The sequence below is a fragment of the Microbulbifer thermotolerans genome (assembly GCF_900112305.1).
GTDB lineage: Bacteria > Pseudomonadota > Gammaproteobacteria > Pseudomonadales > Cellvibrionaceae > Microbulbifer > Microbulbifer thermotolerans.
Map to the genome: position 1 here is coordinate 528868 of NZ_FOKT01000002.1, position 15173 is coordinate 544040.

11 protein-coding genes, 1 tRNA gene and 1 pseudogene are annotated in these 15173 nt (G+C 51.1%); 4 read left to right on the plus strand and 9 right to left on the minus strand.

Annotation, left to right across the window (positions count from 1 at the left end):
• Positions 1–43 precede the first annotated feature (43 nt).
• The 3 genes from BM155_RS04860 to BM155_RS04870 are packed head-to-tail and all read right to left on the minus strand — an operon-like array spanning position 44 to position 3447.
• On the minus strand, positions 44–1357 hold the full coding sequence (locus BM155_RS04860) for a sodium ion-translocating decarboxylase subunit beta (protein ID WP_067153880.1): 1314 nt from the start codon (positions 1355–1357) through the stop codon (positions 44–46).
• 20 nt (positions 1358–1377) lie between these two features.
• The gene (gene oadA / locus BM155_RS04865) at positions 1378–3162 is read right to left on the minus strand and encodes a sodium-extruding oxaloacetate decarboxylase subunit alpha (RefSeq protein ID WP_074901345.1); all 1785 of its coding nucleotides are present in this window, start codon (positions 3160–3162) and stop codon (positions 1378–1380) included.
• Between the two features lie 51 nt (positions 3163–3213).
• Positions 3214–3447, minus strand: a complete 234-nt coding sequence (locus BM155_RS04870) for an OadG family protein (RefSeq protein WP_067153893.1) — start codon at positions 3445–3447, stop codon at positions 3214–3216.
• Between the two features lie 389 nt (positions 3448–3836).
• Here BM155_RS04870 and BM155_RS04875 point away from each other — a divergent pair, with 389 nt between their 5' ends.
• Positions 3837–4826 (plus strand): tRNA dihydrouridine synthase, encoded by a 990-nt coding sequence (locus BM155_RS04875; protein WP_083421081.1) that lies wholly within the window; start codon positions 3837–3839, stop codon positions 4824–4826.
• 200 nt (positions 4827–5026) lie between these two features.
• Here BM155_RS04875 and ftsH read toward each other — a convergent pair whose 3' ends face one another.
• Positions 5027–6976 carry an ATP-dependent zinc metalloprotease FtsH gene (gene ftsH, locus BM155_RS04880; RefSeq protein WP_074901351.1) on the minus strand — a complete coding sequence of 650 codons (1950 nt, stop codon included), beginning with the start codon at positions 6974–6976 and terminating at the stop codon, positions 5027–5029.
• A gap of 324 nt (positions 6977–7300) precedes the next feature.
• Between ftsH and BM155_RS04885 the strand changes: the two genes are divergently transcribed.
• Positions 7301–7377 (plus strand) — tRNA-Arg (locus BM155_RS04885).
• 489 nt (positions 7378–7866) lie between these two features.
• Here BM155_RS04885 and BM155_RS04890 read toward each other — a convergent pair.
• Positions 7867–10782 carry an RICIN domain-containing protein gene (locus tag BM155_RS04890; protein ID WP_074901354.1) on the minus strand — a complete coding sequence of 972 codons (2916 nt, stop codon included), beginning with the start codon at positions 10780–10782 and terminating at the stop codon, positions 7867–7869.
• 607 nt (positions 10783–11389) lie between these two features.
• Between BM155_RS04890 and BM155_RS04895 the strand changes: the two are divergent.
• Positions 11390–12015: pseudogene (locus BM155_RS04895) on the plus strand (transposase).
• 92 nt (positions 12016–12107) lie between these two features.
• Here the strand turns inward: BM155_RS04895 and BM155_RS04900 are convergent.
• Both BM155_RS04900 and BM155_RS04910 read right to left on the minus strand, forming a co-directional pair.
• Positions 12108–12419 (minus strand): immunity protein CdiI family protein, encoded by a 312-nt coding sequence (locus BM155_RS04900; RefSeq protein WP_074901359.1) that lies wholly within the window; start codon positions 12417–12419, stop codon positions 12108–12110.
• Between the two features lie 366 nt (positions 12420–12785).
• Positions 12786–13628, minus strand: coding sequence for an RHS repeat domain-containing protein (locus tag BM155_RS04910; protein WP_074901364.1), 843 nt, complete (start codon positions 13626–13628; stop codon positions 12786–12788).
• On the opposite strand from BM155_RS04910, the gene BM155_RS17515 reads away from it, so the two are divergent.
• A complete protein-coding gene (locus BM155_RS17515) occupies positions 13611–13775 on the plus strand; it encodes a hypothetical protein (RefSeq protein WP_254773111.1) in 165 nt (54 codons plus the stop codon). The genes BM155_RS04910 and BM155_RS17515 overlap by 18 nt on opposite strands.
• Positions 13776–14213: 438 nt before the next feature.
• On the opposite strand, the gene BM155_RS04920 is transcribed toward BM155_RS17515, so the two are convergent.
• A complete protein-coding gene (locus BM155_RS04920) occupies positions 14214–14621 on the minus strand; it encodes an SEL1-like repeat protein (protein ID WP_139223137.1) in 408 nt (135 codons plus the stop codon).
• 19 nt (positions 14622–14640) lie between these two features.
• Positions 14641–15173: DUF8616 domain-containing protein (locus BM155_RS17275; protein WP_217641420.1), on the minus strand; the 533-nt coding region annotated here is incomplete at its 5' end.

The window sequence follows — 15173 nt, forward strand, 5'->3', positions numbered from 1 at the left end:
GCGCATCTGAAGCAAATAAATCAGAAGTGTTGTCGAAGATACATCAGCCTGTCATCGCCCGCACCATGGTGATCATCACACCGGCGGCCACCGCTGAGCCGATCACACCGGCCACATTGGGCCCCATAGCGTGCATCAACAGGAAGTTATGCGGGTTGGCTTCCAGGCCCAGCTTGTTGGATACCCGCGCAGCCATGGGGACTGCGGAAACACCGGCAGAGCCGATCAGCGGGTTGACCTTGTGCTTACTCACTAGGTTTAACAGTTTCGCCATCAATACACCTGCGGCGGTACCGATCGCGAAGGCGATAATTCCCAGTGCGAGAATGCCGAGGGTTTTGGGGTCCAGAAATTTATCCGCAGCCAGCTTGGAGCCCACAGACAGGCCAAGGAAAATCGTCGTGATATTGATCAGCGCATTCTGAGCCGTATCCGACAGCCTGGTTACCACGCCGCACTCGCGCATCAGGTTACCGAAGCAGAACATACCCAGCAGCGGCGCTGCATCCGGCAGAAACAGAGCCACCAGAATCAGCAACAACAACGGAAATACGATCTTCTCGCGCTTGCTCACATGGCGCAGCTGCACCATTTCGATTTTGCGCTCTTCCGGCGTAGTCAGGGCGCGCATAATCGGCGGCTGAATCAAGGGCACCAGCGCCATATAGGAGTAGGCCGCCACCGCGATGGCACCGAGAAGATCCGGAGCCAGCAGGCTGGACACATAGATGGCCGTGGGCCCGTCGGCACCGCCGATAATGCCAATGGCCGCAGCATCGGCGATAGAGAAATCCATAATTCCCGCCACAGACAGGCCCACCGCTCCCAGCACAGTGGCAAAAATACCGAACTGTGCCGCGGCCCCTAGAAACAGGGTGCGCGGATTGGCCAACAGCGGACCGAAGTCTGTCATGGCGCCGACGCCCATAAAAATCACCAGCGGTGCAACGCCGGACGCAATGGCAACGGAATAGAAGTTATAAAGCATGCCATTGCTGAAGCCGGCATCCAGCGCATATTGCGTCGCCTGGGCGTGCACTGCCGCCGGCGCGCTGGATAGAGCCGCTTTTAGCGCGTAGATATCACTTGTACTTTCCACGCCCAGGATCTGAGCCATTTGCGCCAGCACCAACGCATCGCCGGAGGTCAATGCTGTCTCCGCCGCCGACAGCGCCAGATGTGCTCCGGGGATATTGGCGAGAATGCCCCCGAAACCAATGGGCACCAGCAACAGCGGTTCAAAGTTCTTGCGAATGGCCAAAAACAGCAGCACCAACCCGATCAGGATCATCGTAAACTGACCTGACGTGATCTGATTGGCGCCGGACGACAGCCAGAGATTCAGTAGATTTTCCACTTGCGACTCCTGTTACGACCTTACGCGATGGACAGGAGGGCATCGCCCACCGCCACGGAATCGCCCTCTTTCACAGACACGCTGGTCACACTGCCGGCGCGAGGCGCGCTGACGGCGGTTTCCATTTTCATGGCTTCCAGCACAATGATGGTCTGCCCTTCCGTCACCTGGTCACCGGGTTTGACCAGTACCTTGAAGATATTGCCCGCCAGAGGTGCCTTGACTGGTTCACCGCCGGAGACAGGCGCCGCCGCACCAGCAGGCGACGCAGCCTCACTGGCCACGGGGGTGACACTGGTCAGGTCGCCGCCGTCGGCAACGGTCACCGTGTAGCTCTTACCCTCCACTGTCACGGTGTAGACTTCTTCACCCTTGTCGTTTTTAACCGCACTGCCTTCATTGCCCGTAGGTACAGGCTCAAAGGCATCAGGGTTTCCGCGATTGCTTAAAAACTTGAGACCGATCTGCGGGAACAGTGCGTAAGTGAGGACATCGTCGATTTCCCCTTCACCTTCAGTTAGTGCGACTTGCTGCTCCGCAGCCTTCTCTTTCAACTCTGCGGTCAGCTTCTCCAATTCCGGTTGCAATTGGTCCGCCGGACGGCAGCTGATAGGCTCAGCACCTTCCAATACCCGCGCCTGCAGTTCCTTATTGACCGGAGCCGGCGTAGAACCATACTCGCCCTTCAGCACCGCTGCAGTCTCCTTGGAGATGGATTTGTAGCGCTCGCCGGTGAGCACATTGAGCACTGCCTGGGTGCCGACGATCTGAGAAGTCGGTGTAACCAGCGGAATAAACCCCAGGTCTTCTCGCACACGGGGGATTTCTTCCAGGACCTCGTCGAGGCGGTCGCCGGCGCCCTGCTCGCGCAGCTGATTTTCCATATTAGTGAGCATGCCACCGGGTACCTGAGCCACCAGAATGCGGGAATCCACACCTCTCAGTGAGCCCTCGAACTTAGCGTACTTCTTGCGCACCTCGCGGAAATAGGCCGCAATCTCCTCCAGCAGTTTGATATCCAGGCCGGTATCCCGATCAGTGTTTTCGAGAATCGCCACCAGCGCCTCGGTGGGGCTGTGGCCATAGGTCATGGACATGGAGGAAATCGCGGTATCCACATTGTCGATACCGGCTTCAATACACTTGAGTGCGGTAGCGGTAGAAAGCCCGGTGGTGGCATGGCACTGCATATGGATGGGAATATCCACCGCCGCCTTCAGGCGCTTAACCAGCTCGTAGCCTTCATAGGGGCGCAACAAACCGGCCATATCCTTAATGCAGATAGAGTCTGCGCCCATGTCCTCGATCTGGCGTCCCAGATCCACCCACAAATCCATGGTATGCACCGGACTTACAGTGTAGGAAATAGTCCCCTGGGCGTGCTTGCCCTGTTTTTTCACTGCTTTGAGCGCTGTCCCCAAGTTGCGCATATCGTTCATTGCGTCGAAAACACGGAAAACATCCACGCCGTTTTTCGCCGCCCGCTCGACAAATTTTTCCACCACGTCATCGGCATAGTGGCGGTAACCGAGGATATTCTGCCCGCGGAACAACATCTGCTGCGGCGTATTGGGCATAGCTTTTTTCAGCTCCCGGATACGCTCCCAGGGGTCCTCGCCGAGATAGCGGATGCAGGCATCAAAAGTAGCACCGCCCCAGGATTCCAATGACCAGAACCCCACTTTGTCGAGTTTTTCCGCAATCGGCAGCATATCGTCCAGTCGCAGGCGCGTGGCAAACAGTGACTGGTGAGCGTCGCGCAGGACTACGTCAGTAATGCCCAGTGGCTTTTTAACCTCAGTCATGGGTCGTCTCTCTCGGCAAATTTACAGGAAGTGACTCAGCAGTTTTACGTATCAACGTCTTTTGCGGTGCTGATCGATGGCCGCCTTGATAATGGCGCGCAGGCGCGCATCCTCACCGCTGGCACTGCCGGGTACAGGAGCCGACGGCTCCTCCTCAGGAAAATTGCGGGTAATAATGCGGGACATAATGCTGGTTCCAATTACCAGCACAAGCAGGAAAGCAAAAACAATCCCCATGCCGAACAACGTAATGTCCAGCCCCTGTTGTAGAAGCGTGTCTTGCACTTTATTCCCCTATTCGAATCGGGCGATAAAACCGGACATCCTGAATGGTTTTATTTCCGTCCGCAATAATATCCGCTTAACCGCACGGATATATTGGCGCAGTGTGGCTCGCGGGAGATTTGCAATATCCTATCCGGTCAAATTCCCTAGCAGATTGTTATGACAACTTTAGGCGCCACCGCGGGCGCTATTATCAATACAACAACCTTTTAAAATCAAACACTTATTAGTTTCAGCCGCAACGATGACGCAGAAAACACAAACCCTGTAAATCCCGAAAAAATGTGATCAATATCTTCCCGATATCGATTTACCACCCTATCTTTTGCGATTCCCTGATCGCCTTTAGAATGGGCGTCTAATCCAACCCATCACTTAAACGCGCACAAATGACCACCAGCTCAGATACGCCAATGATCTACCAGGCCCCAATGGAAGGGGTCATAGACCACCATATGCGCGCCCTGCTATCCGCCCTCGGCGGCGTGGATATCTGTGTCACCGAATTTGTGCGCGTCACGCACACCCGGCTGCCGCGCCGGGTTTTTACCCGCCTGTGCCCGGAGCTGAAAGCTGGTGCGGTGACCGCATGCGGGGTTCCAGTGCGCCTACAACTGCTGGGCGGCAATCCGGAGGCCATGGCCATCAATGCGGTCAAAGCAGCGGAAACCGGGGCCCGCGCCATAGACCTCAACTTTGGCTGCCCGGCCAAATCAGTCAACAATAGCGACGGCGGCGCCTGCCTGCTGCAGAGCCCCCACCGGGTGGAAGCCATCGTCGGCGCCGTGCGCCGTGCCCTGCCGGATCACATCCCTGTGACCGCGAAAATCCGCCTCGGCTATTTGGACAGAAGCAGCTACATGGACAACGCTCGCGCGGCGGAGAATGGCGGCGCCGCCGAGCTGGCCGTGCACGCCCGATCCAAGGCCGACGGCTACCGCCCGCCAGCTTACTGGGAGTATATCGGCGAGATCCGTCAACAGCTGGCCATACCGGTAATCGCCAATGGCGACATCTGGACACTGGAAGACTTCCAACGCTGCCGCGAAGTGACCGGCTGCCGCCGCTTTATGTTCGGCCGTACCCTGTTGGCGCGGCCCGACCTGGGACTGCAGGTCAAAGCCTTCACGGAAGGGCGCCACTATGAACCCATAACATGGAAACAGGTGGTAGCGCTACTGTGGGATTACTATCTAACGACCCGCGAAATATATCCGGCCAAATACTTGGGCAACCGCATCAAGCAGTGGCTGGCCTATCTCAAACTCACTTTTCCAGAGGCGCAATTATTTTTTGAGCGCATTAAACGGCTTCGCGATGCAGAATGCATTGAAGCGGAATTTTCCCGAGAACTGTCTACAAAAACCGAAGCCGCGTAACGCCCGTTGTAACCGATAAAGTTGTGCAAAGCTGCGCAATCACTGCGAACGGTCTTGGAGCGAAAAGGTAAAAAAACAAGTATTGAGAAATGCACAAATTATTTTTATCTTCGCAATAGAAGAATTTTAAATAGCTGCTCTAACCCAGATAGACGGTTCGCACAAATACGTCTAAGACACCTTAAATATTTGAGCTTTAACTATTTATAGACACCTGTTGCGTTCTTTGAAGCCCGACCAGAATCAGTGACAATCGCTTGAATTTCCGCAGCTTCCAGCGTTTCTTTTTCCAGCAGTGCCTCGGCTAATGCGTCCAACTTGTCGCGATATCTTTCCAGCAATACCCGCACTTGGCTTTCGATACCGGTAATCAGCTTGACGACTTCCTCATCGATAATCTCCGCAGTGTGCTCGCTGAAGTCCCTCGACTGCGCCATTTCCTTGCCGAGAAAAATATGCTCCTCACCGCGGCGAAACGCCACCGGGCCCAGTTTCTCACTCATTCCCCAGTGCGTCACCATATGTTGCGCCAAGCGTGTGGCCTGCTTCAGATCTGCCTCAGCCCCGGAGCTGAGTTCATTGAAAACCACCTGCTCCGCCACACGTCCACCCAGCATCACTCCGATGCGGTCGCAAAGGTAGCTAGCGCGCAAATTGTGATGCTCCTCCTCTGGAATCTGTTCTGTGGCCCCCAGACTGTGCCCACGGGGAATAATTGTGGCTTTATCCAGCGGATCAGCGTGGGGAAGCAGGCTGGCAGCCAGGGCATGGCCGGCCTCGTGGTAGGCAATGGTTTTCTTGTCTTCATCGCTGATGACCATCTCCCGCTCACCACCGAGTACCACCTTATCGCGGGCGGAAAGCATTGCGGCCATATCCACCGCTTCACTGTCCTGGCGCCCCGCCAGCAGGGCCGCCTCGTTAATCAGGTTTTCCAGATCCGCGCCGGAGAAGCCCACCGTCAGCGCCGCCAGCCGCTCCATATCCACGTCCGCAGCCAGCGGCACTTCGCGCGCGTGGATATGCAAAATCGCTTTGCGCGCCTTTCTATCCGGTAAGTCCAGCGTGATCTTGCGGTCGAAACGGCCAGGGCGCAGCAGCGCCGCATCGAGCACATCCGGGCGGTTGGTAGCGGCAAGCACAACGACCGTCTCTTGCGGGGAAAAACCATCCATCTCGCTGAGGATTTGATTTAGCGTCTGCTCGCGCTCGTCGTGGCCGCCACCGAGACCCGTGCCACGAGCCCGGCCCACGGAATCAATCTCATCGATAAAGATAATCGATGGCGCCTCCTTCTTGGCGTCGGCAAACATGTCCCGCACTCGAGACGCGCCGACCCCCACAAACATCTCAATAAATTCGGAGCCGCTGATGCTGTAGAAAGGCACATCACTCTCCCCCGCCAACGCTTTTGCCAGCAGTGTCTTACCGGTGCCGGGGGGGCCCATCAGCAAAATGCCCTTTGGCACCTTGGCACCGAGCCGCTGGAAGCGCTCTGGATTCTTCAGGTATTCTGCAATCTCGCACAGGTCGCGTTTGGCGTTCTCCAGTCCCGCCACATCGTCGAAGGTCACATTGGATTCACCCCGCTCAAACCGCCTAGCGCGAGAGCGGCCGAAACCGAAAGCACCGCCGCCGCCAACACCTCCCCCCATGCGCTCCTGCATCCGGCGCCCGGCCCAGATAAACAGGCCGATAATCAGAATCCAGGGCAATACCCCAATCAGGACCCGCGTCCACAAATCAGCCTGCTCTGACTCGGCCCTAATCTCAACTTGTTGCTCCTCCAACAGCGGCATCAGCTCCGGGTCTTCCACGGGCGGCAAGATCACAGTAAATCGGCTCTCGCGGGGCTGGCCGGACGCTATCTGCCCGCCCGTTGCCTCCTCGTATTCTCCAGTGAGTCGGTCCCCCTTGATGGTCACAACGACAACTTGGCCGCTGCGCACTTTTTCCTTGAACTCCGTATAGGAGAGGGACTGCTGACCCTGGTCCCGCACCATTCCTATCCAGAATTGGGCAACCAGGAACACCAGAAACATCCAGATCAGATACTGCCCCCAAGGAGCCATGGGCCGCGGTGGAGGCGGCTGAACCGGCGGGGGGCCCGGCCCGCGCGTCTGTTTATCCTCGCCCTGCTCTTCTGTCATATACCCTCCGCGGCGCCACTACCGGAACCGGACAGTGACTACTAGTCCCCGTGCAAACAGGCACAGGATGGCACCCGTCACCAGTATAGTTTCCCGCGCCTTTGGACCCCGTCTCCCACGCGTGTGAAAAAATCTAAAATTAGGGCTTGCAAAGCGCCGCGTGTCGCGGCAGAATGCGCGCCCTGTCGAGCTTCAGCGGTGCCCCCAAAGGCCCCTTGGAGTTTCGGTAAGTTGCGGATTTTTAAGACTTTTTTCTTAAAAAAATCTTAAAAAAGAGTTGACACCGCAAAGCCAACTCACTATAGTTCGCAACCACAACGTAACGCGCTCGTAGCTCAGCTGGATAGAGTACCTGGCTACGAACCAGGCGGTCGGAGGTTCGAATCCTCCCGAGCGCGCCATATAAATCCATTGAAAATCAATGGGTTAAAGTCAAGAAAAGGGCGGTATCAAGCCAATTGATACCGCCCTTTTTCGTTGAAGTGTCAACGCTAATCAAAATGCGGTGCAGAGACACCACCAGAACACTACCCCTCTTTCACCTCCTCTGATAACAAAAGCCAGTTTCAGGGCGAGCACGCGCGCCCATGAGAGGCGTACCCAAAGCCAATGTATCTGAGCAACCCGCCAACTTGCACCTGAGAGCAGTGTCCTGCCAAGGTGCCATTGCTCGCACAATTCAGTAGCCAACTAAGAGCATTTAGATCCCGGCACTTTTGTGCAACAACTTGCAAGCCATTCAGGTGCCGGTTCCCGTCCAGTAAAATCGAATCAACCACCCCGATTGAGGACTGCACCGGTGGTGGGGCCTTAATGCCTTAACTCAAAGCGCCACTGGCGGCGCTTTGAGTTAAGAACCCATCTGTATTCGAATCGATTCGCTGTTTTCTCTAAGGTAAGAATTTGAACTGTTGATTGTTAGCCGCCGTACACGCCCATTGCTGTACAGCTGCTCCATTGTTCTGACCAAAACCAGCGATATCCATACACTTTCCACTGGGTTTGGCTCTTAACTCAAACCAACCATCAATCACCGGAGTTAGCAACCAATGCTGGTTTTCATTGGCCACACCACAATTGTATTGCTGGATCATCTGGCCATTTGCGCTTCCCCCATACGCGAGATCAATACACTTATCACTGACTTGCGCACGGATGCTATAATACCCATCGCCACGGCTTTCAAACTTAAACCGTTGATTCACATTCGAAGCGTCACACGTCCACTGATGCAAGCCACTGCCATTGGTAGTTTTTCCACCAGCAACATCCACACATTTTGAGGAATGGCGAACCTGTATTTGGGTCCAGCCTGTAGGGACAGTAGACCCCACACTCGTCACTTGAATACCATTTATCTGTGCAGTATCAAGATTCTGCTTCCAATCCGCCCCTACGGGACGAATTGACCCTTTCAAAATGTAATCATTTCCTGGAACCGCATCAGCCTCCAATTGAACAGTCACTGTAGCGATACTTTCGCCCGCAGAAACCGTCGTTCTACCTTGGCTCAACCAACCGGCGGCATTCCAAATTTCAACAACAATATCTCTTCGTTGCTTCGCCTTAAAATTCACTTTGAAGTGATACTCTTTTTGACTCGGTAACGAGGTCAACGCGTCAGCAAAGCGAAACTCATCGATCACTGCGCCCAATGATTTCTTGACCGCCAACTTGTCTGTCGTTGCAATATTTAAATTAGTATGCCAGTCGCCGCCTACAGGTCGAATACTGACTTTGAAGTAATAGCCCTGCTCACCATCTATGGTTGGGTTAGGGAGCGATACTGTCATAGACTTGCTGCCGCTGCCAGCAGGCACCGTTTCACGAGTTTGGTTCAGATAAATATTGTCTTTCCACAATTCCAGAACCAAGTCTCTCTGCTGAAGAGCGCTGTATTTCACGTCAAGTGTATATTGACTGGCCGGTTCAAGGTACTGCAAGGCACTAACGAAGGATACTGATTCGTTACCAGCTTCTATCGCACCACCGTTAACAACCTTAAGAACGACCGAACTTACTCGACCACCAGTGTCCGGAAATGTAACAGATATAGTATTGTTGGATTTCAGTATGTCATTATTTACCGGAATATGGAGCGAACCAAAAAAGTCATTGCGAGACGCCTGATCGCCACCCATCCAATTGTTTGGGACGCCTACCGTATGCCCATTTACTTTTACAACGGGCTTTAAAGACATTCCATGCTTTCGACCAACACTCAATTTTAAAACCGATGTCCCCTCTGACACTTTAATGCCATTAATTGGGAAGTTAAGCGTCTTGTTCGCAACAATGGGAGTCAAATGCGATTTCGAATAATAAGAATTCACATCGACAGTCTTAGTAAACTCGATTGGGGAATTAAAAGAGTATTCCAGCACCACCGTTTCTCCAGGAATTAACTGGACAGAAGATGGTGCAGAAAGGTTACTTTGGTCAGAATATATTGGGTTAGACTGGGTATATATTTTCAAAGACTTTTTTCGTACATTGGTGACTGAACCCATATCATTCACAAACCCCAAATCAACCCACTGGTTTGTTTCAGATAGACTGTTCAATGCCACATAGGCTTTGCTACCGCTGACAAAAGCTTGAACTTGAATATCAGGGTTGTCAGAAACGGCATAGGCTCGCTTACCTTTTACTTCTGACCACAGCTGGTAAAAGTGAACGCGCGGCGTCCAAATAAACCGTGTTGGTTTTCCATTTACAATGCTGTTTTTATCGGGGCGCAAAAGTACTGCAACATATGGTTCCCAATTGTTTTCAGCACTGTAGTGCCATGCGGATTTATCGCTAATAAAGGGAATGGAAGTCAGCAGACGATCTTGACGTTCCATAAGCTGGAACAACATGTGATTAATTGAACGGATAGACTGAACACTTTTAACATCGCTGTAAGTATCGCCATATCCTTCTTCAATTCCACCATACTCCGTAATGGCGAGCGGTTTGATTTTGTTCCACTTCACATAGCTGTAGGTTTCCACTAAGTCCAATATGGCTTCCAGGTTGCTACCAGAACGCTGACTATTGGCGCCGGTAACATTTACACCATCATATAGGTGCAAGGAAAAACCATCCATGTAAGGACCAGCCTCATCCATAAACATTTTCATGCGTGAATTAAAGTGATCAAAATCCCAGAGTTCCAATGAGGGCCATGCACTGGCATACCCGAGGACTTTTGTATCAATATTTTGCCGATCAAACTCTTTACCAATTTCTTTGTACAAATTCGTTATTTGCTTTCGAGCAATATCATCATCTATACCAAACTCATCAGCGTGCACAAACGGCTCGTTGATTGGCTCATAAAATTTAGGACGGGTTTCGTCGTCAAAATAATATTTAAAATAGTTAGCAGCCCATTTGGCCCCTTTAGTCGGGTCTTCATTGGCAACAAAAACGGCTTTAGGATGATCTGTCACGACAACTCGATTAGAAAAAAAACGATACTTTGGATTTTTTTTGGTATTGGAAATATTTTTTGGACCATTCTCTTTGGCAAAGGCCTCGCTAGGGTAAGGTGCATTACCTTTATAAACTGAAAACGGGCTCCAGAATTGACGGCCATAGCCAATATTGAGATGATTGACTAAATAGTCCAATTCAGATTCAGTCATTCCTGCAGAGGCGTGGGTTGAGTGCAGATTAAAATATTTACTGCGATCAAGTGATGAGACCCCACCAATTTTTTTCTCGGCGGTTAAATCAATAGACACCATAGGTGCTGATAGCGTAAACGAGCTGACGGCAACCATAGTGATTGCCAACAAAATGCGACATATTTTCAACATAGCGTTCCCTGAGCAATGTTCTCGGCATTTAGATCGAATATTTTTTAGCAGCGATCTAACAAAAATTATTGTTAATAGGAACTACGCATTAGTTATGCATCCTAAACACACTCTTTTCAATTAACACCATTGGGCTAGGCATACTATATTTTTTGAAAAAAATGACTTCTAACCCAATTAGAAGATAAGCCCCAGTACCGTAGCAAAGAGCCTCCGCTTAAAATGTGAAACAATGCTATAAATTTTGTTTTTTTGGCACTTTCTTAAACTACCCAGCATTTAGATCGAGCAATTTCATCAACAGACTTGCTTCGGATTCTAAAAATCCAGTGCAACTTCATCCTTCTGTTAAAAAAATTTTTATTTTTGAAAGGTTCACCCATCAAGGTGACTCAGTGCTTGGTCTACACGACCCCAGCCTGACGATAAAAATCATATACAGTTTCGTATCGACCAGGCCGATGGAATTAAAGACTTCGCAATCATCACGACTACCAGCAATATTTGCCAATACTTGCTCACGAGTTGAAAAAGTGGGCATACGGTTTGGAAATACTGTTCATAATTCTGCGTCATTTCTTTACCATTAACAAAAAAGAGATGACCCATGACCAAACCTACCTTCGATATGGATGCCGCATCAAGGCACTGCGTGAGGGCAAAGACCTCAGTGGCAAAGACGGCATCCTGACCCCACTGATCAAACAGCTTACCGAAGCGGCCATGCGGGCGGAGCAGGAGGAGCACCTCACAAGCGAGGACAAGCCCAACCGAAAGAATGGCCATACATCTAAGACCATAAAGAGCTACACTGGCAGCTTTGAACTGGATACGCCGCGGGACCGTGCCGGCACCTTAGAACCACAGATCACCCAAAAGCGTCAAACGCAGCTTACCGACGAACTGGATGCCAAGTGGGGCAATAAATACCCAATGGTAATCAAATCCTGGGGCAGCAAGTGGCCCACACTATCGGCCTACTTCAAATATCCGGAATACGTACGCAAGCCAATTTACACCACAAACGCCGTTGAAACCGTGCACCGGCAGTTTCGAAAACTGACCAAAACCAAGGGTGGCTTCGCCAATGCGAACAGCTTACTCAAGCTGCTGTACGCCGGTATACTGAAGGCCTCCGAGCGCTGGACGCACCCAATCCAGAACTGGAATCTGACGCTGTCACAGCTGGCAAACCACTTCCCAGAGCGCTTGGAGAAATACATCAGTCTGTGAGGCTATTTGGCTGACACAGAATTTTGAACACCCTCGAACTTTTCAATTACAGTTTTATCGGTGTCCCGAAATGTTGCAAGGAATGCCCGTGTTTACTTGATCACGTCATTTTCTATAACACTGAAGTACTGTATATTATATGATCGTCCCAACTCATTCTTAAGTTCTTCCCAAATTGCCCTGCCCTCGATGTCAAAAGCTTGTTCTGCATCAGGGCTTTCAAAGCCAGATGAGGTTGGATCAACTTCATTTAGAGTGGCGTCATATACATCTTGCCACTTTTCGATTCTTTTTTTGAGATCTTCTGAGATCGGCAAGCTAGCTGGATTAATATTGTCAGTACTATCGATATCCCACAATGCGAAACATTCGTAATCCGGCATAAGCTTTAAATTTTTAACCATGTATCTTACTCCGTTGTATATGGTGAAGGCCGTGATTGAGGATTAGCTCCAACGATGAATCGGTTATCAGAGACAGTGACACTAATTCGATGCCTAGTATCGTTAAACACAGTTTCATAGATTGGTCTACCCCGATTCTTACCTTGATATCCTATTATTTTCCCTTGAGTGACCGCAGTCATTACTGCGTCTGGAATCTGATCTGAATGTATTCCGACATTGGCAAAATCTTGCTTATGTCGAGTTAGTATATGCTCAAGGCCAGCTCGTTTATTTCCCGTTTCGAGGAAGACAATTTTTCCATCTTGAGCCTTACGTATGTCTACGATGTTTTCCGCAGTATGCTTAATAACTCTCTGGCTAAGCTCATCTAAATAATAGCTGCTTATTCAGCGTAGCTAGTTCATCCACGTACTTAGCATGCAACGCACTATTTACAGTACTACTATTGCCTGAAACATTAGGATGCTGCGTTTCTTCTTTACACGTCAATCCTAGCGGATCAACCCAACCCACCGGATTCGGCACATACCGGTAGTTATTAACCCCACCTAAAAGCCCAATCGGGTCCTGCTGCGTAAACGCCCCAACCTCCGGATCATAATACCTGAACCGGTTGTAGTGCAGCCCAGTTTCTTCATCGTAGTACTGTCCCTGGAACCGGATCGGTTGTTCGATGCGGTTGCAGTGTTTGATGGCTAGGTTGCCATAGGCTGTGTAGCTGACGCTCCAGGCAATTTCGCCCTGGCTGTCGGTCAGGGTGTCGGGGGTGCCCAGGTGGTCCAGGTGGTAGTGGTAGAGCTCGCCGTTTTCGTCCAGGGCGATGGGTTTGAAGGTGCCCGGTTCGAAGTAGTAAGTGCGGGTTTTGAGTTGCTGTTGGGTGTTCAGGTCGCGCGCAGTTTCGCGCAGGAGTAGGTCGCCGTCCCAGAGGAAGTCGGTGTGTTGGTCGCTGTCGGTTTTGGCGATGCGGTTGCCGCGGATTTGGGTGTTGGCGGCTTGTTGTTTGGCTTCTTCCACGGAGCCGGCGGCGGCGAGGATGTTGTGGGCCGGGTCGTGGATGAAGTGTTCGGGGTTGGGGCCTTCGACCTGGGTGAGGCGGTCGAGGGGGTCGTAGTGGTAGTTGCGGGTGCCGCGCAGGCTGTCTTCGATCTGTGCCAGTTGGCCTGCGGTGTTGTAGCGGTAGCGGCGTTGGTGCAGGGGGTTCTGCACGGGTTTTTCGGTGGTGCCTTGGGCTTTGCCAAGGCGCATTTGTTGCAGCCGGCCCTGGGGGTCGTATTGGTGTTCGGTGGCAAGGCCGTTGCCGTGCTGGCGCTGGATTTCGCGGCCGAGGTTGTCGTGGGCTATCGCGGCGAGTAGCTGTTCCGCTTCGGCGCCGGCGAGTCGGCGGTGGAGGCTTTGGAATTGGCCGGCGGCGTTGTAGGCAAATTTCAGTTGTTCGCCGTCGGGCAGTGTGGTGGCGATGCGGTTGCCGGCGGCGTCGTAGTGGTGGGTGATTTTGGCCTGGCCTTGCCAGTCGGCGATGAAGCTAAGGAGGGTATTCTATTTTTATGGGTGTCCCGAAATGTCGTACCGAAATGTCGTAGTCGAATTGGTAGCTGTAGGTGGGCTGGCTGTCGATGGGGGCGCCCCATTGGCGCAGACAGCGGGCGCTGGGGCTTTTCGATTACATTTTATGGGTGTCCCGAAATACATTGGGGTTACATTTTTATGGGTGTCCCGAAATGATGGCGTTTATGGCTAATTTTCTTTATCTTTCCAAGTTTTGGGCGCCCCGAAAATGCTCCCGGAAATGATCTATGGGTTATAGCCATTGGATTTAATTTCTGCAAGAAAAGCTTTAGCCTCAACATTTCCTGATAATGCTGATTTCTCAGCCCATTTTATTGATTCTTTAATTTGACCTTCTTCTCTTAAAAAAATGGCGTAACGAAATTGGGATATGGCGTCCCCCAAGATTGCGGATTTTTTCATCCAATAAATTTGTTTTTTTCGGTCTAAACGGGAGAACGTATAATAATTTAGCACTTTTGTGGCACTTACTACGTCGCCAGACTCCCCCTTCTTTATATAACTAGAAAGTTCATCAGGGTTCAGGAAATAGATCGAGGCAGTAGAAATTGGTTGCTCATCGGAGATAATGGCGCTTTCTTTACTTTTAGTTATCTCTGGCATTTCAACAGGTTTTGGTTTTTCTTGTGACATGGTGCTATCTATCCTTTTCTTATAAGCCGTTTTGAGGTTTAAAAAGATAAAAATTTCCAGGCCTATTGTAGTCTATGCCCCCGATTTCTAATTCCTCATAAGGGGCTACCTTTCCATCAGGCCAATACCATAACGTAGTATCTGGCGCCAATACATCTGACTTTATTTCATTAGCCAATTGCTGTGCATAGCAGTTGCTGTTGGCTTTGAAATTTCCGGTGTTGCATGATAGCAAGTTCACTCGCATCCCGGGTTCATACTTGGGATGACTTAATATCATTTGGGCCAATTTATTTGCTGAAATTGGATTGTGATTTTGATCGATAATTTCATGCGGATCCCCATGAGCCCCAATGCTTAAGCTAGTATGGTTGTTTGGAACTTTTTTAGCATAGTAGTGAATATGTTCATTTGTCGGGAATAAATTAATATCAACACCAGTATAGGTGTCTGTCAGGGGGTCATAATTTTCTGGGATTTCTTTACATGTTAGGCCTAATGGATCGACCCATCTAACGGGGTTTTTTACGTAGATATAGTTATTCAGGCCAC